Origin of the sequence: Parerythrobacter aurantius (genome assembly GCF_045291475.1) — a bacterium.
GTDB lineage: Bacteria > Pseudomonadota > Alphaproteobacteria > Sphingomonadales > Sphingomonadaceae > Parerythrobacter > Parerythrobacter aurantius.
The window spans coordinates 568,799-590,578 of sequence record NZ_CP147985.1; the positions used below are offsets into that span (position 1 = coordinate 568,799).

Sequence of the window (21,780 nt, forward strand, 5' to 3'; positions counted from 1 at the left end):
CGGTCAACGCCTTTTTGCAATTTTATTTCACGAGGGCCAAAAAATGGCGGTTTTCTGCGGGTTTTCAGCCGTAGTTTCCCCATGCTCCCACCCGCCCGAGCCGGTCCGCAGGGCCTGACCGGGCCGGTTTCTGCCTGAATCACCGTGAATCGGGCCGCCAAAATCGCCGCGAGACCTGATTCTTCTCGCCCGGGAATGACGGAAATCTTCACTTTTCGGGGTTAATGCGCCGCTGTGATCGACGCAGCCACCCCTGCCAGCCGTCCCGGCAGCATCCATGATGCCGGATTCGCTACCCGCGTGCGCAACGCGCTCGCATGGCGCTGGGGCTCGCAGATCATTGCCCAGGCCATCGCCTGGACCTCGACCATCATGGTGGTCCGGCTGCTCGAGCCGAGCGACTACGGCCTCTTCGCCATGACCCAGGTGGTCCTGACCGCCCTCGCTTTCCTCAACGGCCAAAGCTTTGCCACCTCGCTGGTGCAGGCCGACCATGTCGACGATCGGCGCATCGGACAGGTGTTCGGCCTGCTCCTGCTGCTCGGCTGCGGGCTCGCGGCTGTTCAGATAGCAGCCGCGCCGGTCATGGCCGCCTATTATCGCGAGCCTCTCGTCGCGGACATGTTGCGCATACAGGCCATCATCTTCCTGACGGTGCCCTTCACTTCCCTCCCCACGGAATTGCTCGCCCGCCGGCTTGAGTTCCGCGTGCAGGGCAAGATCAGCATGGCCGCCGCCATGCTCTCGGCTGCCACGGCGCTGGGGCTGGCCTGGTGGGGATGGGGCGTATGGGCGCTGGTCTATGCGCCCATCGCCGGATTCGTTTTCCGCGCCGTCGGCCTGACCATCGCCGCCCGCTCGCTCGTGAAGCCGGTCTTCGACTTCCGCGGGGCGGGCGACCTGGTGCGCTTCGGCGGCACGCTGACCCTGTGCCAGCTCGCGTGGATCGTCCAGAGCCAAAGCGACATATTCATCGCCGGGCGCGCCTTCGATACGCACGACCTCGGCCTCTATGCCGAGGCCCTGTTCCTCACACTGATCGTGACGGGCCGTTTCCTGCCCCCCATCAACGACGTCGCCTTCCCGGCATATGCCACCTTGCACAAGGCAGGAAAAAGCATCGCGCCCTATTTCCTGCGCACGCTGCGCACGGTGCTGCTGGTGACGGCGCCGGTTTATGTCGGGCTCGCGCTGACCTCCGAATCGGCGGTGCTGGTCCTGTTCGGCGAGAAGTGGGTGGAGATGGCGCCGATCGTGGCCGGGCTTGCCATCGCTATGCCCGCGATGGCTCTCCAAATCGTTTGCAGCCCGGCGACCAATGCCCTCGGCAAACCGGGCATCTACCTGCGCAACAACGCCTTCGGGGCGATCCTGTTTCCCGCCAGCTTCCTCGTTGCGATCCACTCCGGTCCGCAGGGACTGGTTCACGCATGGTGGTTCGCCGCCCCCACCCTGCTGCTCTGGACGCTGTTCAACACCCTACCACAAGTGGGCCTGAAGTGGCGCGAGCTCCTGCGCGAACTGGCGCCGGTTGCGCTCGCCAACGGGCTGATGGCGACGGCGGTGTTGTGCAGCACGCGTTTCCTGCCGCCGCTGTCACCGTTCGCAACACTGGCGGTCGAAGGCCTGACCGGCGCTGCGACCTATGTGCTGACCATCAGGCTCCTGTGGCCCGATTTGCTGGCCGAGACCTGGTCCATGCTTCGGCCGCAGCCTTCATCTTCGCCAAAGCCTGCCGATCAAACCACCAGTAACGCGGATCCCTCCGCGGCCTGAAGCCCGGCAGGTATTCGCCATAGAGCGACGCCATCTCGTGCGGCAGGCCCGCCGGGCCCGGCCCGCGCATGATGGCGCTGACGATCCAGTTCTGGAAATGCCGCAGGCTGTAATTGCGCATCCGGGCGGACTGCATCCGCACCGATCCCGGCGACAGCGTGACCGGATCGCACAGGAAGCGCGCGCCCAGGCACGGCACCACCCGGCTATCGCGCCATTCGCGTTCATGCCCGAGGTCCGTCTTGGCCAGTGCTCCGATCAGGCTGTCGTCGCCGATGAGATCTTCCGGCAGGCGCAATCCGCTCTCGCGCAGGCGGGCGACGAAATCGCCGCTGAGGGCATAGAGGTCGCCGAACAGGCCATGTTCCGCGACGATGCTGCGCTGGTAGGCGGCCGCCTGCCGGCCGTTGTTGGGTACGCCGGACGCGGCATTGGCGCCGGGCACGGCCAGCCCTTCGACCAGCGCCTCGATCGCTCCGGGCAGGATTTCGGCATCCCCATCCACGAACACGAAGGCGTCGCCCTCGACGCCGGGCGTATGCAGCATGATGCGGTTCCAGCTGCGCGCCTTGCCGCCCTGCTCCCAATCGTGCACTGTCGCCCCTGCAAACCCGCGCGCGATCTGCGCCGTGCGGTCGGTCGTGCCGTTGACTACGATGTGGGCGGAAATGCCAGGTTGGTTGAGGGGCAGCGCCGCCAGGCACGCCGCGATCCGCGCCTCTTCGTTGTGAGCGAGCACGATAATGCACACGCGTGGCGCGGGCGTCGGTTTCTGGCTGTGCTCAGCGTGTGGCATCGGCCGCCCATACGACACAAACACAGGCCATGACACGGGGTAATTCCGCACCAGTGCCGACGTGGGCATCGCCGGGCAGCGGATCGGGTCAACAAGCCGATTGGTCACCTCACAGCCGCGTGGTATGGTAGGCGGATGCCGGACTGGAGGCCCGTCCGGTGCGGGAGACCGGGATCATGATGTTTCGCTGGATGGTCATGGCGCCAATGCTCGCGGCGAGCGCGACGCTTGCCGGGAACACGGGCAATTTCCCGCAACCGTCCTCGAGCGCGCCGGTAACCGAGGAAGCGGTACCCGATCTCCTGCAGCTCGAACGCGACCGCTTCGAACGCCTTACGATACCGGTGACGATCGAGGGCAAGGGCCCTTATCGCTTCATGGTCGACACGGGGTCGCAGGCAACCGTCGTCAGCCGGTCCGTGTCGGAGCAATTGCAATTGCCGCCGCTGGGCAAGGCAACGCTGGTCGCGATGGGCAGCCGCCGGCAGGTCGACATGGTCCAGTTGAACGGGCTGGAGTTCGCAGGACGCCTGTTCGACAATCTCGAGGCGCCCCTGCTCGAAGGCTACAACCTCGGTGCCGACGGAATCCTCGGCCTCGACAGCCTGCAGGACATGCGCGTGCTGATCGATTTCAAGGAAGACCGCATGCTGGTCGCCGATGCCGGTTCGCTGGGCGGCAACCGTGGTTACGAAATCGTCGTCAAGGCCCGTCGCCGGCTGGGCCAGATGATCATCACCGACGCCCGCATCGACGGTATCAAGACAGCAGTCATCATCGATACCGGCGCGCAGAACACGGTGGCCAACTTGGCGCTCAAGAACAAGTTGCGGGCCAAGGGCGATGTCGTCGTCCAGTCGACCGACGTGAACGGCGTCAAGGTTTATGGGAACCTCGGTTACGCCCGCAAGATGAGCATCGGCGGGCTGGAAATGAGCGGTATCCCGCTCACCTTCTCCGAGAGCCCGGCCTTCGCGGCGCTCGATCTTGAACGCAAACCCGCGCTGATCATGGGGATGCGTAACCTGCAGAACTTCGAGCGGATCGCCATCGATTTCTCGACCGGTCAGATCCTGTTCGACGTGCCGAGCGGCGCCTACAATGTCCGGGCCTACCAGCGGCAGTTCTTCCCCAGCCGGATCGGCGGCGGCTAGCCGGGCCATTGCGCAGGCGGGCGCAACGCCCCATCTAGCGCACCCATGGCGCATCCCCTTCCCACCGCGAGCGACGATCCGGCCGAGGGTCGCGATGTCGACGGCTGGGGCACGCTGCGCCGCTTCCTCCCCTATCTCTGGCCAGCCGGCCGCCGTGACCTGAAGCTGCGCATCGTCGGCGCCTTGCTGCTCGTGCTGCTGACCAAGGCGATCATCCTCGCCACCCCGCTCGCCATGAAGGAGCTGGTCGATACCATGGCCGCCCGCGGCGACGAGCTGCTGTGGGTGGCGCTCAGCTTCGTCATCGCCTTTACCGCAGGGCGCTTCCTCGGCGGCGCCTTCGACCAGGTACGCAATATCGTGTTCGAGCGGGTCGGGCAGGAAGCAACCCAGAACCTTGCCGAAGATACGTTCCAGCGGCTCCACAACCTTTCGCTGCGTTTCCACCTGTCGCGACGGACGGGCGAAGTGACCAAGATCATCGAGCGGGGGACAAAGAGCATCGACACCATGCTCTATTTCCTGCTGTTCAATATCGTCCCCACGATCATCGAGCTGATCGCGCTGGCGGTGATCTTCTACACCCTGTTCGGGATCGAACTGGTGCTGGCGACCACGGTGACGGTGGTGGTCTATATCGCCCTCACCCGCTGGATCACCGAATGGCGCACCGCATTGCGCAAGCGGATGAACGATCTCGACGGCACGGCGCTGGCGCGGGCGGTCGATTCGCTGCTCAATTACGAGACGGTGAAATATTTCGGGGCCGAGAAGCGCGAGCAGGAACGCTATTCGCACAGCGCCAAGGCCTATGCCGAGGCGGCGATCAAATCGGAAAATTCGCTCGGCGCGCTCAACATGGCGCAAAGCTTCGTGATGAATGCGCTGATGCTGTTTGCCCTGGGATTCACCGTTTACCAGTGGAGCATCGGCAGGCTGACCGTCGGCGACCTGGTGGCAGTGCAGACCTATCTCACCCAGCTGTTCCGCCCGCTCGACATGCTGGGCTTCGTCTATCGCACGATCCGCCAAGGGCTGATCGACATGGCGGCGATGTTCAAGCTGATGGACACGGCTGTCGAGGTGGAGGATGTGCCCGGCGCCCCCGCGCTGGTCGCCAGTCCGCCCACGATCGCCTTCGACGATGTGGTGTTCGGATACGATCCCGAGCGAACCATCCTCCACGGCCTCAGCTTCGAAGTGCCTGCCGGCGCGCGGGTCGCCATCGTCGGGCCGAGCGGCGCGGGCAAGAGCACCATCGGGCGGCTGCTGTTCCGGTTCTACGACCCGCTGGCGGGCCGCATCCTCATCGCCGGGCAGGATATCGCCAAGGTGACGCAGGAATCCCTGCGGGAGGCGATCGGCATCGTCCCGCAGGACAGCGTGCTGTTCAACGACACGCTCGGCTACAACATCGCCTATGGCCGAGACGGCGCGACGCATGACGAGATCCTCGCCGCCGCACGCGATGCCGCGATCCTGCCCTTTATCGAGAAGCTGCCAGAAGGCTTCGACACCCAGGTCGGCGAGCGCGGGCTGAAGCTCTCAGGGGGCGAGAAGCAGCGCGTCGCCATCGCCCGCACGCTGCTCAAGAACCCGCCAATCCTGCTCTTCGACGAGGCGACCAGCGCGCTCGATTCGCGCACCGAGCAGGATATCCTCGCCACCCTCCAGCGGGTCAGCCGCGACCGGACGACGCTCGCCATCGCGCACCGGCTGTCGACGATTGCCGATGCCGATACGATCCTGGTGCTCAACGAAGGGCGGCTGGAGGAACAGGGCCGCCACGCCGACCTGCTGCGCAAGGGCGGGCTCTATGCCGAAATGTGGGCGCGCCAGCAGGCCGAAGGCGACACGCTGGAGGAAGCGGCGGAGTAGCTATCCGCTCGACGGGAATCGCTCGAATTGCGGTAAGGCGTGAAGGGTTGCCTCCCACTCGAGCGCATCGGCCATCTGGACGTGCTTGTCCGGCGGGTAAGATTCGGGCTCGTCGAGCGTGGCGGTCTGGATATCGACCGAGCCGGGCGAAACGTTCTCGCTGACATACCAGAGCCCAGTGCCGCACCGGCCGCAGAAGTAGCGTTCGACATCGGGGGACGAGCGGTAAAGCGCGGGCTCACCCTGTTCGATGGCGAAATCGTCCGCCGCCACCCCGATCCACGCGACCCCGGTCGCGCCGGCGCAGCGGCGGCAATCCTCGCAATGGCAGACCGACGAATGCCGCACTCCGCCCTGGAACCGGTACACGACCGCGCCGCAATGGCACCTGCCTTTGGGCATTTCCTGTCCTCCACGCTGTCAGCGCAGAGAATGCTGCAATTCCTTGAGCAAGGCCAGCGCTTCGTCGGCTCGATCAGCCGGAACGAAGGCATGATCGTGGCGCAGCGCCGCAACCATGTTGCAGGCGATGCCGGCCCCTGCCAGCGCGCCGGAAACGGCCGCGGTCAGGCCGACGCCGTCGAGCGCGGAATGCACCCGCAAGGTGATGCGCGCATAGGGATCGGCCTCGATCTCGTTGGCGAGCGCCACCTCGTGCGGAACGATCAGCGACAGGCCCTCCTCCTCGCGGAAGGTGGCGAGCGCGTGGCCCATCAGCTGGAACACCAACTCGGGGTCCTCGCCGCCGACGAAGCTCCACCATCGCGCGTCGAGCACCGGGTCCATGCCCGATATCATCGCGGCGGTTTCGCGCACCGGTCCGGACTCTCTGGCGCTCACAGGATATATTTCGAAAGGTCGGTATCTTGCGCCAGGTCGGTGAGCCGTTCCTTCACATAGGCTGCATCGATCACGATGGTCTCGCCCTGGTGGTCCTCGGCCTCGAAGCTCAGCTCTTCGAGCAGGCGCTCCATCACGGTCTGCAAGCGGCGGGCACCGATGTTCTCAACGCTCTCGTTGACCTGCGCGGCGATGGTGGCGACTTCGCGGATCGCGTCTTCTGTGATTTCGACGGTGACGTTCTCCGTCCCCAACAGCGCTCGGTACTGCTCGACCAGGTTGGCGCGGGTTTCGCTGAGGATGCGGACGAAGTCTTCAACCTCGAGCGCGCGCAGCTCGACCCGGATCGGCAGGCGGCCCTGCAGTTCGGGCAGCATGTCGCTCGGCTTCGAAACATGGAACGCGCCGCTGGCAATGAAGAGGACGTGATCGGTCTTCATCGGGCCGTACTTGGTGCTGACGGTGGTGCCTTCGATCAGCGGCAGCAGGTCGCGCTGCACGCCTTCGCGCGAAACGCTGCCGCCGCGCACGTCGCTGACGGCGATCTTGTCGATTTCGTCGAGGAAGACGATGCCGTTGGTCTCGGCATTCTCCAGCGCGACGCGGGCGACATCGTCCTGGTCCATGCGCTTTTCGGCTTCCTCGTCGACGAGACGATCCCACGCATCGGGCACTTTCAGCTTGCGCCGCTTCTTGGGCGGGCCGCCGAAGGCCTTGCCCATCATCTCGGACAAATTGATCATGGTCGCGCCGCCGCCCATGCCGGGGATGTCCATTTGCATATTGCCGACTTCGGCCACTTCGACCTCGACCTCGACATCGTTCATCGCATTCTGGACGATGCGTTCGCGAAAACTTTCGCGGGTGGCCTCGCTGGCGTTGTCACCCACCAGCGCGTTGAGCAGCCGGTCCATCGCCGCCTTGCTCGCGGCATCGCGCACAGCCTCGCGGCGGCGGTCCTTTTCCAGCCGGATCGCTTCCTCGACCAGGTCGCGGGCGATCTGCTCAACATCGCGGCCGACATAGCCGACCTCGGTGAACTTGGTCGCCTCGACCTTGACGAAGGGCGCATCGGCGAGCTTGGCCAGCCGCCGGCTGATTTCGGTCTTGCCGCAGCCGGTCGGGCCGATCATCAGGATGTTCTTTGGCGTGACCTCGTCGCGCAGCTCGGGGCCGAGCTGCTGGCGCCGCCAGCGGTTGCGCAGGGCCACGGCGACGGCGCGCTTGGCGTCTTTCTGGCCGATGATGTGTTCGTCGAGCGCAGCAACGATGGCTTTGGGCGTGAGGGCTTCAGTCATGGGGTTCCGATCGCTCAGACGGTTTCGAGCGTGACGTTGTCGTTGGTGAAGACGCAGATGTCGGCGGCAACGGCCATGGCCTTGCGCGCGATCTGTTCGGCGTCGGACTCGTAGTCGGCCAGGGCCCGGGCGGCGGCGAGTGCATAATTGCCGCCGCTGCCGATGGCCGCGATCCCGCCTTCGGGCTCCAGCACATCTCCATTGCCGGTCAGCACCAGCAGCACATCCTTGTCGGCGACGATCATCAGCGCTTCGAGATTGCGCAGGTACTTGTCGGTGCGCCAGTCCTTGGCCAGCTCCACCGCGGCGCGCATCAGTTGGCCGTTATACTGGTCGAGCTTCTTTTCCAGCCGTTCGAACAGGGTGAAGGCATCGGCGGTCGCCCCGGCAAACCCGGCGACGACCTTGCCGTCACCGATGCGGCGCACCTTGCGGGCGTTCGGCTTCATCACCGTGTTGCCCATCGAGACCTGGCCGTCGCCGGCGACGACGGTCTTGTCGTCACGCTTGACGCCGATGATGGTGGTACCGTGCCAGGGCGTCAGCCCGTGCGCATTGGGAGAATTGTCCATGCCGCGCGATATGGGGCGCGGAAATGGCGGGTCAAGTGACGCCTAGCCGCCCGGGCCGCGGCCGCCCGCACCGCCGCCGGCGCCCGGCGCGCCCACTGTGCCGATATTGCCGAACAGGTCTTCGAAGAAGCTCCGCTCGCGGCCGAGGGTGGGCGTCTTGTCGCCGTCGGGCGCGAGATAGACGACCTGGTCGATCCCGGTGGTATCGGCCGCGACCACGTTCCCAGCGGCATCGAACTTCACCGCCAGCACCTGGTGCGTTTCGATCTTCGTGCGAACGAACGGCTTGCGGCCCGTCACGCTCGACACATAATACCACGTCGGTTCGCCGAACTGGCTGGTGAAGGTCGGACGACCCAGGGTCGCCTCGACCGACTGCCGGTTGTCGATTCCCGGCTGGACCGACGAGACCAGCAACTGGTCGACGACATACCCCTGGCTTTCGCGGATGGTGCCGCAGCCGGAAGCCGCGAAGGCGAGCGAAACCACCAGAGCCGCACTCGCAAGCTTGCCAACCTTCATCGAAAACCTTCCTTCGTCACGCGCGCCGGCGCGGGGCCTCTTCCACCGCGCGCCGCTTGCCCTATATCGGCGGCAAGCCTTAGGGCGAAGCGGCACGCACTGCAACGCCGCATCGCCGATTGGCTGTGCGTCAAGCCGGTTGGGCGGCGCGGCTTGAATTGCCGCTGAACGCCCACCCGAGGATCGAGGACCGAGATGAGCCTGTTCAGCCGCCTGTTCACCCGCGAACCCGATCCCAAGGAAGCGTTGCGCCCGCTATGGCACCAGCTGGTGAAGGTCGCCCGCACGCGCGAACTCTACGCCGAATGCGGGGTGGCCGACACGCTGGACGGACGGTTCGACATGCTTTCGACCGTGCTGGCGGTTGCCATGCTGCGGATGGAGGGGAACGAGGCAACCGTCCCCGCCGCCGCCCGGCTGACCGAGCTGTTCGTCGACGACATGGACGGGCAGTTGCGCGAGTCGGGTCTGGGCGATCCCACCGTCGGGAAACAGCTCGGCAAGCTGGTCAGCGCGCTCGGCGGACGGTGCGGTGCGCTGCGCGATGGCCTTGCCGAGGCAGACGATGCGGTCCTGATCGCGGCGGTGGAGCGAAACGTGTCGTTTCGCGAGGGCGGGTCGCCGGCGTGTGTCGCGAAGAAGCTTCGCGCCTTTGCCGCCAGCCTCGACGCGCTCGACTTCGAACCACTGCTGGCTGCGGACCTCAACCTGTGAGCTCCCCCGAGCTGAGCCGCCCGATCAAGTTGCGGGCGATAAAGGACGATCCCGTCGTCATCGAAGCCGACGAGGCCGAACGCGGGGCGCTGGCTGCACGGCTCGGCATCAGCAGCATCCAGTCCTTGCGGGCGCAGGTCACGCTCGATCCCGAAGGAGGAAGGGTCACGGCCACGGGCCGCCTTCACGCAGAGATAACCCAGGCCTGCGCGATCTCGTTCGAGGACTTCCCCGTGATCATCGACGAACAGCTGGCGCTGGTCTTTGTCCCGGCAGAAACCGGGGCGGCGCCCGCATTCGACGAGGAAATCGAACTCGAGGCCGACGATCTCGACCTGATCGCGTACGAAGGCGACAGCTTCGACCTAGGCGAAGCGATCGCGCAGAGCCTCGCACTCGCGATCGACCCCTATGCCGAAGGACCGAATGCCGACGTCGCGCGGGAAAAAGCCGGCATCGTCAGCGACGATGCGCCCAGAGGGCCGCTCGCAGAGGCGCTCGCGGCGCTCAGGAAGAACTGATCAGAACGGGATGTCGTCGTCGAGATCGTCGTAGTTCGAGCCGCCGCCCGAGCCACCGCCCGAACCGCCGCCCGAGCCCCCACCGCCCTGGTTCCAGCCGCCACCCTGGTCGCCGCCGCCATAGCTGCTGCCACCACCGCCACCGCCGTATCCGCCGCGCTGGCCACCGCCGCCGCCGCCGCCGGGAGCTCCATCCAGCATCGTCATGACCGAATTGGGGCCGCGCAGGACGACTTCGGTCGTGTAGCGATCCTGACCGTTCTGGTCCTGCCACTTGCGGGTCTGGAGCTGGCCTTCGATGTAAACCTTGCTGCCCTTTTTCAGGAACCGTTCGGCCACGCCCGCCAGACCCTCGTTGAAGATGGCGATGTTATGCCATTCGGTCCGCTCCTGCCGCTCGCCGCTGTTCCGGTCCTTCCAGCTTTCGCTGGTGGCGAGGCTGAAATTGCACACCTTGCCGCCATTCTGGAAGGTGCGCACTTCCGGGTCCTTGCCCAGGTTTCCGATCAGCATGACTTTGTTCAGAGACCCGGCCATCGATATTCCTTCGCGTTACAATCCGAGCGCTACCGCGCTCCAATAGGTGATTCCCGCGAAGACATAGGCCAACCCAAACAGGTAGGCCAACATGAACAAGGGCCATTTCCACCCATTCGTCTCGCGCCGGGCAACGGCGATGGTGGAGAGGCATTGCGGAGCGAAAACGAACCAGGCGAGGAAGGCGAGCGCGGTGGGCAGGCTCCACCGTCCGGCAAGGGTCGAGGTGAGGCCTTCGGCGGCCGCTTCCTCGTCCTCGGCGTCGATTGCGTAGGTCGTCGCCAGCGAGGCCACCGCCACTTCCCGCGCGGCCATGGCGGGGACGATCGCCAGACTCATCTCGCGGTTGAAGCCGATGGGTTCGAGCACGACGTGCAGCCCGCTCGAAATCTTGCCGGCGAAGCTGGCGTCGAGCTGGCTCTCGCCCTCGCCCGCGCGCGGGAAGGTCAGCAGCAACCAAAGGATCACCGTGGCGGCGAAGATGATGGTGCCGGCACGGCGCAGGAACACCCACGCGCGCTGCCACAGGCCGATCAGCAGGTCCTTCAGCAACGGCATCTGGTAACGCGGCAGTTCCATGATGAAGCCCGAAGCATCGCCCCGGGTCACCGAACGCCGCAGCACCAGCGCCACGACCAGCGCGCCGACGATGCCCGCGACGTAGAGCGCGAACAGCACCAGCCCCTGCAGACCGATGCCGGGGCCGACCTTGGTAGCCGGGATGAATGCCGCGATAATCACCGCATAGACCGGCAGACGCGCCGAGCAGGTCATCAGCGGGGCAACGAGGATGGTCGTCAGCCGGTCTTTCGGATCGGCGATGCTGCGGGTCGCCATGATGCCGGGAATGGCGCAGGCGAAGCTCGACAGCAGCGGGATGAAACTGCGCCCCGACAGTCCGACCGTCGCCATCAGGCGGTCCATCAGGAAAGCGGCGCGCGCCATGTAGCCGCTCGCCTCCATCACCAAGATGAAGGCGAACAGGATCACGATCTGCGGCAGGAACACGACCACCGATCCGACGCCCGCAATCACCCCTTCCGTAACGAAGTCACGTGCCAGCCCTGCCGGAAGGGTCGCCTTGACCCAATCGGACAGTCCGGCCGCAGCGGCGTCGATAGCGTCGGCGAAAGGCGTCGCCCAGGCGAACACCGCCTGGAAGATCACGAACAGGATGCCGAACAGGATGATCGGCCCGATCCACGGGTTGAGCAGGACCCGGTCCAGGTTGCTTTCGATGACATGGCGCGACGAGGCCGACAGGATTGCTGCCTTGGCGATGGCCCTGGCTTCGAGGCGCCGTTCGGTGAGGTCGAGATGCGGGCGCGAATGCGGTTCGGTCGCGGAGATTGCCGCGACGGCGGCAATCAGTTCTTCCAGCCCGCGCCGCCGGACAGCGACTGTCGGGATCACCGGCACGCCCAGCGCCCTCGACAGGGCCTCCGGGTCGAGCGTCAGGCCGTCGCGTTCGGCGAGGTCGATCATGTTGAGCGCCACCACGGTGGGACGGCCGAGCTCGATCACTTCCTGCGCGAAGACGAGGTGCTGTTCGAGGTTGGCCGCGTCGAGCACCACCACGAGCACATCGGGCTGGCGCTGCCCCTCCTGCTCGCCGAAGACGACCTTGCGGGTGACCTCTTCGTCCGGGCTGGCCGCATCGAAGGCGTAGCTGCCCGGCAGATCGAGCAATTCGACCGGCTCACCCGAAGGGAGCACCAGTCGCCCTGCCTTGCGCTCTACCGTCACGCCCGGATAGTTCGCGATCTTCTGCCGCGCGCCGGTGAGCTTGTTGAAGAGCGCGCTTTTCCCCGCATTGGGGTTGCCGACGAGGGCGACGGTGCGAGGGGTTGTCATGCTGCGGTCAGTCCATTTCGACAGCAACGGCGGCGGCATGGACGCGGCGAAGGGCCACGGTCATGCGGCCCAGTTGCACCGCCAGCGGATCCCGCCCGCCGAACACGCCGCGGTGTGCCACCTGCACCTCGACCCCCGTATCGAAGCCGAGCGCGCGCAGACGCTTCGCATCGTCGCGCGCAATGGCCTGCCATTCGATGCCGGTGATGATGGCGCTGCGCCCCGGCTCGAGGCATTCGAGAGTGGTGACGACGGTCATGCGCCGCCGCTGCCAGATGTGCAGGCTTATTGCAACTGATTATCAATAGTGTCGGATTTATCGCGCAGGATACCGCAAACGGCCGAGGAAACGGGTCAGGCTGAAACTCTCCCGCTCGGAGTTGAGCAGGCGCCCCTTGATCTTTTCGAACTGCATGACGCCATCGATCCTGCGTTCAAGGAACGCCCTCGTATCAGCCTTGCCCTCGCTCTCGTCGTTGATGAAATGCGTCAGGGTTGCCGCATAGAGCCCGGCGAGGATCGTGCGTTTCGTATAGTGGTTGTAATCGGTCGCGGTATCGCCCGCCAGCCGCCACATCCGGTCCGCGCTGCGCCAGCCGATGCGCAGGCTTTCCGCTGCGTTGAGGGGCATCGCCATGATTGCCATGGCGCGCCGCACGGCCTCTTCCTGCCCGGCCACGGCATCGAGGCGGAACTGGACCAGGGTGCGGATCCGCTCGCGCACCTTCAGCGTCGCCAGCCGGTCCTGCGGCCATTCGGCAGCCATCGCCGCGTCGACACCGTCGATCCAGGCGCGGATCATCGCCATCGCCCGGCCTCCATTGCCCTCGGCCTTGAAGGCGAGCCGGGCGACATCGATATCGACACCCTCGATCTCGGCAGCCATGATCAGCGCGGCATCGCTCCAGCCGTCGAACACCGCCGAATCGGCAATGGCCGGGGCGAGCGCGATACGAAGCTCGTCGAGCGTGAGATCGGCAGCGTTTTCGATCATCGCCCTACAGTCCCGGTCCGTAGCTTGGGCCCGTCTTGGCCGCCCGCTTGGCATCGGCCGCGGCGAACTCGTCGGCAAGCCGCTTGTTGCCCATGGCGGCGACATAGTCGCGCGCCGATCGGCCGCTGTTGTCGCTGCGTTCCGGATCGGCGCCCTTTTCGAGCAGGAGCTTGACCATTTCGACATCGCGGCGATGCGTCGCGCTGATCAGCGGGGTTTCGCCGAGGCTGTCCTGGTCGTCGACCCGGGCGCCGGACTTGATCAGTGCCTCCACCCCATCGACATTGCCCAGCGCTGCCGCAATCATGATCGGCGTCAGGCCCTTCTTGTTGGCAATGTTGGGATTCGCGCCTCGCTGGAGCAGGAAACGGATCCAGGCGGTATCGCCGCGCTCGGCAACAATGTGGAGCGCGGTATCCCCTGACGAGAGATCGCGAGTGTTGATTAGGGTATTGCCGGGCTGGCTGATGACCTGAGTTACCTTGTCCCCTTCGCGCTTGCGAACGGCCTCGAGGAATTCGTGGCTGTCCGAGAACTGCGCCGCCGCAGGGGCTGCGAGCACGGCCAGCGCCAGGCCTGCAGAAACGATGGACTTGCGAAAAAGAGGCAGCGACACCTTTGCACACTCCGCTAACATTCTATGTGACGGCCGAGACTCGCCTTCGTTCCAACCCCGTTAGCAGAGGCTGAACCTTTTCGCCATGCCCGCCCCGCTTCGAACCATTGCCCTAGCCGCCCTCGCCCTGGCCATCGCATCTTGCAGTGCCGCGCCGCCCCCGCCCGGCCCGACGACCGACGGGGTCGACATGCGCGGCGGCACCGTGGGCGGCGATTTCGTTCTCACCGACCCTGCCGGGCGCAAGGTCGCGTGGGACGATTTTGCCGGCAAGTACCGGATGGTCTATTTCGGGTTCGCCAATTGCCCCGCGATCTGCCCGACCGATGTGCTGAGGATGTCGCAGGGGCTGGAGCAGTTCGAGAAAAACCATCCCGATCTGGGCGCGAAGGTGCAGCCGATCTTCATCAGCGTCGATCCGGAACGCGACACGCCCGCCAAGGTCGGCGAGTTCGTAAGCAATTTCCACCCTCGACTCGTCGGCCTGACCGGTTCGCCCGAGGAAATCGCCGCCGTCGCCAGGGCTTTCGGCACGAGCGCACATAAGGAAGAGCCGGACGAAACAGGCTTCTACAATGTCGCCCACTCCACATTCGTCACCCTGTACGGGCCCGAGGGCGAACCGCTCGGCATCCTGCCGACAGACAAGGGGCCGGAAGGTATCGCGAGAGAACTGGAAGCATGGGTCCGGTAGCGCCCCCGCTGCGCGAACGTTTCTGGGAGCTGCCGCTGGCATCGCTGAGCGAGCCCGAGTGGGAGGCGCTGTGCGACGGGTGCGGGCGCTGCTGCCTGCACAAGATCGAGGACGACGAGACCGGCGAGATCGCCGATACCAATGTGGCCTGCAAGCTGCTCGATATCGATAGCGCACGCTGCAGCGATTATCCGAACCGCAAGGCGCAGGTGCCGGACTGCCTCCGCCTCACGCTGAAGATCGTGGAAGACGTCCAATGGCTGCCCCGCACCTGCGCCTACCGGCTGCGCGCGGATGGCGACCTGCTGCCAAGCTGGCATTACCTGATCTGCGGCGATCGCGATGCGGTGCATGTTCACGGCGCGGGGATCGCCGGCAGGGCCGTGTGCGAAACGCGCGCCGGCCCGCTCGAACATCACATCGTCGAATGGGACGACGGGCTGTGGGAAGACGAGGAATGATCGACTGGCTGCGCCGCAATCCGGGCGATACCGCGGTGCTGGTGGGCGAGGCCCGCCTGCCGGTCGATATCCGGCGGCATCCGACGGCGCGGCGAATGGTCCTGCGCCTTGCCGACGACGGAGCCAGCGTGCGCGTGACACTGCCCCGCTGGGGGCGCACGGCCGACGCCATGGAATTTGCCGAAAGCCGCCGGGAATGGCTCGCCGCGCAGCTCGCCAGGCGGCCACCGTCGCGGCACCCGGTCGCGGGCGGGACAGTGCCCTACCTCGGTGTCGAGACACGAATTGCCTGGGACCGCGCCTATCCGCGCCGGCCTGTCCTGGCCGATGGCGGGATCCGGCTCGGCGGACCCGAGGAGACGCTTGCCCTACGGCTCAAGGGGTGGCTGCAGGCCGAGGCGCGCGAGAGACTGGCAGACGATCTCGCCTTCTATTCCGGGCGCGTCGGCCTGCCCGTGCCGCCGCTTTCCCTCAGCAATGCACGCCGCCGCTGGGGCAGCTGTTCGGCGACGGGGCAGATGCGGATCAACTGGCGACTCATCATGGCACCCGATTTCGTCCGCCGCTCGGTGGCCGCCCACGAAACCGCACACCGCCTTCATTTCGACCATTCGCCGGCCTTCCACGATGCGCTCCGCACGCTGTTCGAAGGCGATCTTGCCTCGGCCGACCGCTGGCTGAAGCAGCATGGCCGCTCGCTCTACGCTCCGTTCGGCTGACGCCACTGGCGCGGGCCACCGGCAGGCCCTATGTTGCCGGCATGGGTAAGTTATCGCGCTTCAATCCGTCCGGCGGCATCGCGGACTTCTGGAACGAGTTCCGCAAGCCGACACCGTATCGCTGGCCGATCCTTTTGACATCGCTGGCCATACCGCTGACGTCGCTCTACCTGATATCGCAGGAACGGCACCTCATCCCGCCCGAACGCCCGACGATAGACTATATCACCAGCTTCGAGCCGGGGCGGAGCGATAGCGAGATCGTCGCCTCCAATATCGAGAACCAGAAGCGCAAGGAGGCCGAACAAGCCAGGATTGCCGCGCTCGAGGAAGAGGCGAAAGACGCCTATCGTGCGCTGGGCCGCGCCACGGGCGTCGATGTCGACGCGATGGAACGCGAAATCGCCGAAGAGAAAGCGCGCGAGGAAGCCGCTGCCGGATCCCGTCGCCAAGCCCCGACATCGCAGACCCAATCGCCGGACAACGAATGAGCCGGACCGTCCGGGACGATGGCGACTGGCTGGCCGCGGCTGCCCGGCTCGCATCGAGGGGCCGCCCGCTCAGTCGGCCCAATCCCGCGGTCGGGTGCATCGTGGTCAGGGACGGTGTCGTCGTCGGACGCGGCTGGACGCAGCCTGGCGGGCGCCCCCATGCCGAGGCTGTCGCCATCGAACAGGCCGGCGCGAAGGCGCGCGGCGCCACGGTCTATGTGACCCTGGAACCCTGCGCCCACCAGTCCGCTCGCGGGCCGTCGTGCACCGATGTACTGCTTGCCGCCGGCCCTGCCCGTGTCGTGGTGGCGGAAATCGATCCCGACAGCCGCACCGACGGTGCGGGGATAGCGCGCCTTCGCGCAGGCGGCGTGATGGTCGATCACCTGCCATGCGCCGAAGCACGGGGCAGCCTTGCCGGTTTCCTCACGCGCCAGCATCTCGGCCGCCCCCATGTGACCTTGAAACTGGCCATCTCGCTCGACGGGTGCATCGCGCTGGCCGACGGGACCAGCCGGTGGATCACCGGTGAAGAGGCCCGGGCCCATGTCCATTCGCGCCGCGCCATGGCCGATGCGATCCTGGTCGGGGGCAGGACCTGGCGCACCGACCGCCCGCGCCTCGACGTCCGGCTTCCGGGGCTTGGCGATCGCAGTCCGGAGCGGATGGTCCTGACCCGGGGAGACGCGCCCGCCGGGACGCGCGCCATCGCCTCGCCTGCGGGCATATCGGCACTCGAGGGCGTGCAATATCTCTACGTCGAAGGCGGCGCCAATGTCGCCGGGGCATTCCTCGCCGAAGACCTTGTCGACCGGCTCGAAATCTACCGCGCACCCCTTGTCATCGGCGACGGCCTGCGGGCGATCGGTGCGCTTGCGATTGCCGACCTGCCGGGCGCGCATGGCCGCTGGCACCTGGCCGAGCGCCGCCAGCTTGGCAGCGACTGCTTCGAGGCCTATGCGCGGACGCGCAACTGAGGAGAAAGCATGTTCACCGGCATCGTCACCGCCATCGGCACTATCGCCAGCGTGGAGGATCGGGGCGACCTGCATATCCGTATCGCCTGTCCCTACGACCCCGAAGGCATGGCCATCGGCGCATCCATTTCGTGTTCGGGGGTCTGCCTGACGGTGGTCGAGCGCGGCGGCGAGCAAGGCGATGCCTGGTTCGCGGTCGATGTCTCGGGCGAGACGGTCAGCCGCACCGCCCATGGCCAGTGGACCGAAGGGCGCAGGCTCAATCTCGAACAGGCGCTGCGTCTGGGCGACGAGCTCGGCGGGCATTTGGTGACGGGTCATGTCGATGCCGTGGGCACCGTGGCGCGCATGGCCGACGAAGGTGCCTCGATCCGGATCGACATCCGCGCGCCCCGTGCCATCGCGCCCTACGTGGCGGAGAAGGGCTCGATCACCGTCGATGGCGTCTCGCTGACGGTCAACAGTGTGGAAGACCTGCCCGCCGGCGATGTGGTGTTCGGCCTCAACATCATCCCCCACACCGGCGAAGTGACGACGCTCGGCACGCTGAAGGAGGGCGCCGCGGTCAACCTGGAGATCGACGTGCTGGCGCGGTATCTGAAACGGATGGAAAGCCTGCGGGGATAGGCAGGCGTGGCGCAAGTCATCGCCCTCAACGTCACCGGCAGCGGCAGTGGCAGCGCAGACAAATGGCATGATCCGGCAGATCGCCGATAGCTTCGGGATTCACGTCCTCTAGGCGGACTGCCTGAAACGGCCGCCCGGTCGCGTTCGAACTTTCCTACATTGCGAAATTCTGCCTTATCCTGGTCGATGACGCAGAGTCCCCCCGCACCCGCCAGGCTTCGCGGCCGTATCCCGCCATTCCATGCCGTCCCCGGCAAGGCGCGGTCCGACGGCTGGACTCCGCTCAAGCAGGCCGAGTTCATCGGCGAACTGGCGGAAACCCGCTCGGTCAGCGAGGCCGCGCGGCGGGTCGGCATGGCGCGCGAGACGGCTTACCGGCTGCGACGGCGCAAATGGTCGGCGAGCTTCTGTGCCGCGTGGGACGCGGCGATCGGTTCTGCGCCATTGCCATTGCGTCCGGCTTTCGCGGATGCGGGGGTCAGGAAAGCGCAGCTGGCCAGGCTCGGGCTCTCGGCGCCGGCGATGGACTTCAGGGCAGCGAACGCGGCTCTGGCCGCTTCCACAACCCCGGCCGCAAAGGTCACAATCGAGGAATTGCGCTGGCGCTGCGACACCGGGCTATGGCAGGTGTTGCTGCATCGCGGGAAGTATATCGGGGTGAGGCGAAAAGCCGACAATTCGGCGCTTTTCCGGCTGCTCGCGTCGGTCGACCGGGCTTCGCTGCAGGGCCAAGCCCCGGCGAGCCAGCGCCAAAGGTCACGGGTTTGAAAAGCGCATTTTGCGTGCCGCGCCGGGCGTCAGGCAAGCGGCCCCCTGGCAAAGCTTTCCTGCGTGATCTCGTAGATCACATGCCGATGCGCGACCCCGGCCAACATCGTGATATCCTCGCGCTCGCTCAGCACGCCGCCGATATTGGCCATGGCGCCGCGCGAGATCACGTTGGCTTCGCCGACGCGGAAGTCCACGCGGCGGACATATCGCAGGGCGTGCCCGAGCATCAGCCGCTTCATTTCGGCATTGAACCCGCCGCCCCACAGCCGCCGGGCGAGAAAGGTCCAGCCGATCTCGACCGAGCCGCCGTCGGCCGGATCATGGCCCTGAAAACGCGAGGAACCGACGATTGCCCAGCTCGACTTCTCGATCACTGCCAGTGCCCCGCCATTCGCTAGGGCATCGGCGAAGAATGCACGGAAGACCGGTTCCTGCCAGCGGTCATGCGCCGGGTGCACCGCCCAGATCTGCGGGTCGGCGGCGACAGCGAACAGGCCATCCCAGTCCTCTTCGCGCAGCGGCCGCAGCAGCAACCGTTCGCCTTCGAGGACCGGCTGCCGCTCCATTCAGGCGGTCACGTCCGCCAGGGCCGCGATGAACTTGTCGATGTTGCCGATGGTCAGGCCAGCGACGTTGATCCGGCCCGAGCCTGCCATGTAGACGGCGTGGTCGTCGCGCATCCTCTGGATCTGGTCCTTGTCGAGCGGAAGGGTCGCGAACATGCCGCTCTGCCGACCGAGGGCGGTGAGGTCGAGGCCGGGAACCTCGTTGTCGGCCTGCGCCAGCCGCTCGCGTACCCAGCGCAACCGGGTGCGCATGCTGTCCAGCTCGTCGAGCCAGACCCGCGTCATGCCCTCGTCGCGCAGGATCAGGCGGATGGCCGCACCGCCATGGTCCGGCGGCATCGACCAGTTCGCCCGCGCCAGGGCGGCGGCATTGGACATGGCGACGGGCAGGCGATCCTTGTCGTCGCTCTTGACGTAGAAGGCCCCGACCCGGTCGCGATAGACGCCGAAGTTCTTGTCGCAGCTATAGGCCACCAGCGCCTCCGGCACCCTGGCGAGCAGGCCGCGCATCCCGGCAGCATCCTCGTCGAGCCCGAAACCGAGCCCGTGATAGGCGAAATCGACGATCGGCAGGACTGCGCTGCCTGCCAGCGCATCGGCGATCGCGGCCCAGTCTTCGGCCGTGTAGTCCACACCCGTCGGGTTGTGACAACAGCCGTGGAGCAGGACCGCATCCCCCTCCCCGGCATTCGCCAGCGTATCGAGCAGGGCCTGCAGATCGGCACTGCCATCGGCCTTCGCGTGCTGGAAACCGACCGCTTCGAGGTCGAGATCGGCGAGGATCTGGGCATGGTTCGGCCAGCTCGGCAATCCCATCAGGACCCGCCGGATCCCGCCCTTCCGCGCGAGGGCGAACGCCAGCCGGCACGCGCCCGTCCCGCCCGGGGTCTGCATCCCCTCGATACGGCCCCCCATCGTCGCATCCGGGCCGAAGACATAGGGCATCAGGCCATGGACGAAGCCCATGTCGCCTTCGGGACCGAGATAGCCCTTGGAATCCTGCTCATCGACCAGCTTCTGCTCGGCCTGCTTGATCGCCCTGAACACCGGGGTCGCGCCATCGTCGGTGCGATAGACGCCGACACCGAGGTCGATCTTGTCCGCCCGCGTATCGGCGGCATAGAGTTTGATCAGCGCGAGCAGCGCATCGGGGGCTTGCGGTTGGAGAGCATCGAGCATGGGCGCGCTATTGCCCGCGCCCCGCAGCGCCCGCAACCTGAATTCGTATCGATCGGGGCCTTATGCGCCCCTGACCGGCACTTGCGACTAGAAGGGCAGCCAGCGCTGCTTCTTGGAGAATTTCATGTAGCCCGCGTTGACGCCCAACCGCAGCCCGGCCCCGACGCGGATGGGTATCAGCACGACATCGCCCTTGCGCAGGTAGCTCGCGGTGACGCCGCCCACCAGGTAGGCTTGGCCTTCGCCGGCCGGATACCGCTCGTACAGCTCTTCGGTGTCGTAGAGATTGTACACGAGAACGAAGGTGTTGCCGGCATTGGCCCCGGCATCGAGCCCGATCGAAGGTCCGGTCCAGTATACCGGCATCTGCCCCTCGACCTTGTGGAACAGCGTGCCCGAGCCGTAGCGGGCCCCAACGATGAAAGCGCCGCCGGCCTCGCGACCGACGATGTAGCCATTGGGCTCGCCCTGTTCGGCCAGCAGCTTCTGGATCATCTTGGCAAGCCCTTCGGCGCCCTTGCCGAACACACCTTCGGCCGCGCCGATCAAGTCGTCTTCGCCATAGGTCGCCTTGGCGGTCTGCGGGGTTGCAGCAGGGGCGGCAACCGGCGCTGCGGCAGGCTCGGCGACGGTCTGCGTTTTCCATCCCTGCACCTCGCCGGGATTCGACCAGGTCGGGGCAGGCGGCGCTGCGTCGACCTGCGGTGCGGCGGAATAGACCGATGGCTCGCCGGGCTGTTCGCCCAGGTCGCCGTCGATGGCGCCGGTCATCGCCGTGTCGGGATCGATCGTTTCGACCTGCTGCGCGGCCAGAGGCCCCGCGGCAAGGGCGAAGCAGGCTGCCAAAGCTGCCAACGTCGAACGGAAGGGGCGCATCAGGCTGGTCATTTTCGATCCCGGACCGGGGCTGGATGCCCCTCGCGCGTCAGAAGAATCCTTTGCCCCTTGCCCGGCAATGAACGAACGACGAAGCGAATCGAAAATGCGTCGAAACGAGTCCTGCTGCGGGCCGTAACGCCGGCCACGGCGCGTGACGACAGCCTGCGAATGTCCCCTTGCCCCGCGCCAGACCCCTAGCTATAGCGCCCCCCTCGCAGCCGCCGCCCGCAAGGGCATGCGCGCTTGCGGAGACGTGGGTGAGTGGCTGAAACCAGTTCCCTGCTAAGGAACCGTACTCGAACTGGGTACCGAGGGTTCGAATCCCTCCGTCTCCGCCACTCCTG

Annotated in this window: 26 protein-coding genes and 1 tRNA gene; 13 read left to right on the forward strand and 14 right to left on the reverse strand. The window is 66.3% G+C overall.

Annotated features, from left to right (window positions below; all coding sequences use genetic code 11):
• Positions 1–234: 234 nt before the first annotated feature.
• On the forward strand, positions 235–1,776 hold the full coding sequence (locus tag WAB17_RS02815; protein ID WP_435418519.1) for a lipopolysaccharide biosynthesis protein: 1,542 nt from the start codon (positions 235–237) through the stop codon (positions 1,774–1,776).
• On the opposite strand, the gene WAB17_RS02820 is transcribed toward WAB17_RS02815, so the two are convergent.
• Entirely contained in the window at positions 1,658–2,572 is a 915-nt protein-coding gene (locus tag WAB17_RS02820) for a glycosyltransferase (RefSeq protein ID WP_435418520.1), read from the reverse strand. The genes WAB17_RS02815 and WAB17_RS02820 overlap by 119 nt on opposite strands.
• Positions 2,573–2,748: 176 nt before the next feature.
• Here WAB17_RS02820 and WAB17_RS02825 point away from each other — a divergent pair, with 176 nt between their 5' ends.
• Complete coding sequence (locus WAB17_RS02825) at positions 2,749–3,726, forward strand: retroviral-like aspartic protease family protein (protein ID WP_435418521.1); 978 nt, start codon at positions 2,749–2,751, stop codon at positions 3,724–3,726.
• Between the two features lie 45 nt (positions 3,727–3,771).
• Positions 3,772–5,604 (forward strand): ABCB family ABC transporter ATP-binding protein/permease, encoded by a 1,833-nt coding sequence (locus tag WAB17_RS02830; RefSeq protein ID WP_435418522.1) that lies wholly within the window; start codon positions 3,772–3,774, stop codon positions 5,602–5,604.
• Here WAB17_RS02830 and WAB17_RS02835 read toward each other — a convergent pair whose 3' ends face one another.
• From WAB17_RS02835 to WAB17_RS02855, 5 genes are read right to left on the reverse strand one after another with little or no spacing between them, the layout of a single operon-like run.
• Positions 5,605–6,006 (reverse strand): GFA family protein, encoded by a 402-nt coding sequence (locus WAB17_RS02835; RefSeq protein ID WP_435418523.1) that lies wholly within the window; start codon positions 6,004–6,006, stop codon positions 5,605–5,607.
• An 18-nt stretch (positions 6,007–6,024) separates the two neighbouring features.
• Positions 6,025–6,444, reverse strand: coding sequence for an ACT domain-containing protein (locus WAB17_RS02840; RefSeq protein WP_435418524.1), 420 nt, complete (start codon positions 6,442–6,444; stop codon positions 6,025–6,027).
• Positions 6,441–7,742 (reverse strand): ATP-dependent protease ATPase subunit HslU, encoded by a 1,302-nt coding sequence (hslU, locus tag WAB17_RS02845; protein ID WP_435418525.1) that lies wholly within the window; start codon positions 7,740–7,742, stop codon positions 6,441–6,443. Before hslU ends, WAB17_RS02840 begins: the two co-directional genes overlap by 4 nt.
• Before the next feature lie 14 nt (positions 7,743–7,756).
• Entirely contained in the window at positions 7,757–8,314 is a 558-nt protein-coding gene (gene hslV / locus WAB17_RS02850; protein ID WP_435418526.1) for an ATP-dependent protease subunit HslV, read from the reverse strand.
• A 42-nt stretch (positions 8,315–8,356) separates the two neighbouring features.
• A complete protein-coding gene (locus tag WAB17_RS02855) occupies positions 8,357–8,836 on the reverse strand; it encodes an outer membrane protein assembly factor BamE (RefSeq protein WP_435418527.1) in 480 nt (159 codons plus the stop codon).
• Positions 8,837–9,031: 195 nt separating this feature from the next.
• Here WAB17_RS02855 and WAB17_RS02860 point away from each other — a divergent pair, with 195 nt between their 5' ends.
• Positions 9,032–9,550 (forward strand): ubiquinol-cytochrome C chaperone family protein, encoded by a 519-nt coding sequence (locus WAB17_RS02860; protein ID WP_435418528.1) that lies wholly within the window; start codon positions 9,032–9,034, stop codon positions 9,548–9,550.
• Positions 9,547–10,071, forward strand: coding sequence for a YceD family protein (locus WAB17_RS02865; RefSeq protein WP_435418529.1), 525 nt, complete (start codon positions 9,547–9,549; stop codon positions 10,069–10,071). The genes WAB17_RS02860 and WAB17_RS02865 overlap by 4 nt, the downstream gene beginning before the upstream one ends.
• On the opposite strand, the gene ssb is transcribed toward WAB17_RS02865, so the two are convergent.
• From ssb to WAB17_RS02890, 5 genes are read right to left on the reverse strand one after another with little or no spacing between them, the layout of a single operon-like run.
• Complete coding sequence (gene ssb, locus WAB17_RS02870; RefSeq protein ID WP_435418530.1) at positions 10,072–10,608, reverse strand: single-stranded DNA-binding protein; 537 nt, start codon at positions 10,606–10,608, stop codon at positions 10,072–10,074. It abuts the gene before it with no gap.
• A gap of 15 nt (positions 10,609–10,623) precedes the next feature.
• Positions 10,624–12,462 (reverse strand): ferrous iron transporter B, encoded by a 1,839-nt coding sequence (feoB, locus tag WAB17_RS02875; RefSeq protein WP_435418531.1) that lies wholly within the window; start codon positions 12,460–12,462, stop codon positions 10,624–10,626.
• A 7-nt stretch (positions 12,463–12,469) separates the two neighbouring features.
• The gene (locus WAB17_RS02880) at positions 12,470–12,721 is read right to left on the reverse strand and encodes a FeoA family protein (RefSeq protein WP_435418532.1); all 252 of its coding nucleotides are present in this window, start codon (positions 12,719–12,721) and stop codon (positions 12,470–12,472) included.
• A gap of 57 nt (positions 12,722–12,778) precedes the next feature.
• Positions 12,779–13,456, reverse strand: a complete 678-nt coding sequence (locus WAB17_RS02885) for a COQ9 family protein (protein ID WP_435418533.1) — start codon at positions 13,454–13,456, stop codon at positions 12,779–12,781.
• A gap of 4 nt (positions 13,457–13,460) precedes the next feature.
• Positions 13,461–14,072: an ankyrin repeat domain-containing protein gene (locus tag WAB17_RS02890; protein ID WP_435418534.1), complete on the reverse strand. Its 612-nt coding sequence runs from the start codon at positions 14,070–14,072 to the stop codon at positions 13,461–13,463.
• An 85-nt stretch (positions 14,073–14,157) separates the two neighbouring features.
• On the opposite strand from WAB17_RS02890, the gene WAB17_RS02895 reads away from it, so the two are divergent.
• The 7 genes from WAB17_RS02895 to WAB17_RS02925 all read left to right on the forward strand — a co-directional run bounded on the left by WAB17_RS02895 (position 14,158) and on the right by WAB17_RS02925 (position 18,809).
• Positions 14,158–14,766 carry an SCO family protein gene (locus WAB17_RS02895; RefSeq protein ID WP_435418535.1) on the forward strand — a complete coding sequence of 203 codons (609 nt, stop codon included), beginning with the start codon at positions 14,158–14,160 and terminating at the stop codon, positions 14,764–14,766.
• Positions 14,754–15,227, forward strand: coding sequence for a YcgN family cysteine cluster protein (locus WAB17_RS02900; RefSeq protein WP_435418536.1), 474 nt, complete (start codon positions 14,754–14,756; stop codon positions 15,225–15,227). Before WAB17_RS02895 ends, WAB17_RS02900 begins: the two co-directional genes overlap by 13 nt.
• Positions 15,224–15,946 carry a M48 family metallopeptidase gene (locus WAB17_RS02905; RefSeq protein WP_435418537.1) on the forward strand — a complete coding sequence of 241 codons (723 nt, stop codon included), beginning with the start codon at positions 15,224–15,226 and terminating at the stop codon, positions 15,944–15,946. The genes WAB17_RS02900 and WAB17_RS02905 overlap by 4 nt, the downstream gene beginning before the upstream one ends.
• A gap of 41 nt (positions 15,947–15,987) precedes the next feature.
• The gene (locus WAB17_RS02910; RefSeq protein WP_435418538.1) at positions 15,988–16,437 is read left to right on the forward strand and encodes a hypothetical protein; all 450 of its coding nucleotides are present in this window, start codon (positions 15,988–15,990) and stop codon (positions 16,435–16,437) included.
• A complete protein-coding gene (gene ribD, locus WAB17_RS02915) occupies positions 16,434–17,414 on the forward strand; it encodes a bifunctional diaminohydroxyphosphoribosylaminopyrimidine deaminase/5-amino-6-(5-phosphoribosylamino)uracil reductase RibD (protein ID WP_435418539.1) in 981 nt (326 codons plus the stop codon). Before WAB17_RS02910 ends, ribD begins: the two co-directional genes overlap by 4 nt.
• 9 nt (positions 17,415–17,423) lie before the next feature.
• The gene (locus tag WAB17_RS02920) at positions 17,424–18,041 is read left to right on the forward strand and encodes a riboflavin synthase (protein WP_435418540.1); all 618 of its coding nucleotides are present in this window, start codon (positions 17,424–17,426) and stop codon (positions 18,039–18,041) included.
• A 186-nt stretch (positions 18,042–18,227) separates the two neighbouring features.
• On the forward strand, positions 18,228–18,809 hold the full coding sequence (locus WAB17_RS02925; protein WP_435418541.1) for a hypothetical protein: 582 nt from the start codon (positions 18,228–18,230) through the stop codon (positions 18,807–18,809).
• Between the two features lie 29 nt (positions 18,810–18,838).
• Here WAB17_RS02925 and WAB17_RS02930 read toward each other — a convergent pair whose 3' ends face one another.
• The 3 genes from WAB17_RS02930 to WAB17_RS02940 form a co-directional block, all read right to left on the reverse strand.
• The gene (locus tag WAB17_RS02930) at positions 18,839–19,378 is read right to left on the reverse strand and encodes a GNAT family N-acetyltransferase (protein WP_435418542.1); all 540 of its coding nucleotides are present in this window, start codon (positions 19,376–19,378) and stop codon (positions 18,839–18,841) included.
• Entirely contained in the window at positions 19,379–20,557 is a 1,179-nt protein-coding gene (locus WAB17_RS02935) for an aromatic amino acid transaminase (RefSeq protein WP_435418543.1), read from the reverse strand.
• A gap of 87 nt (positions 20,558–20,644) precedes the next feature.
• Complete coding sequence (locus tag WAB17_RS02940; protein ID WP_435418544.1) at positions 20,645–21,445, reverse strand: DUF1134 domain-containing protein; 801 nt, start codon at positions 21,443–21,445, stop codon at positions 20,645–20,647.
• 238 nt (positions 21,446–21,683) lie between these two features.
• Between WAB17_RS02940 and WAB17_RS02945 the strand changes: the two genes are divergently transcribed.
• Positions 21,684–21,774, forward strand: a tRNA-Ser gene (locus WAB17_RS02945).
• Positions 21,775–21,780 lie beyond the last annotated feature (6 nt).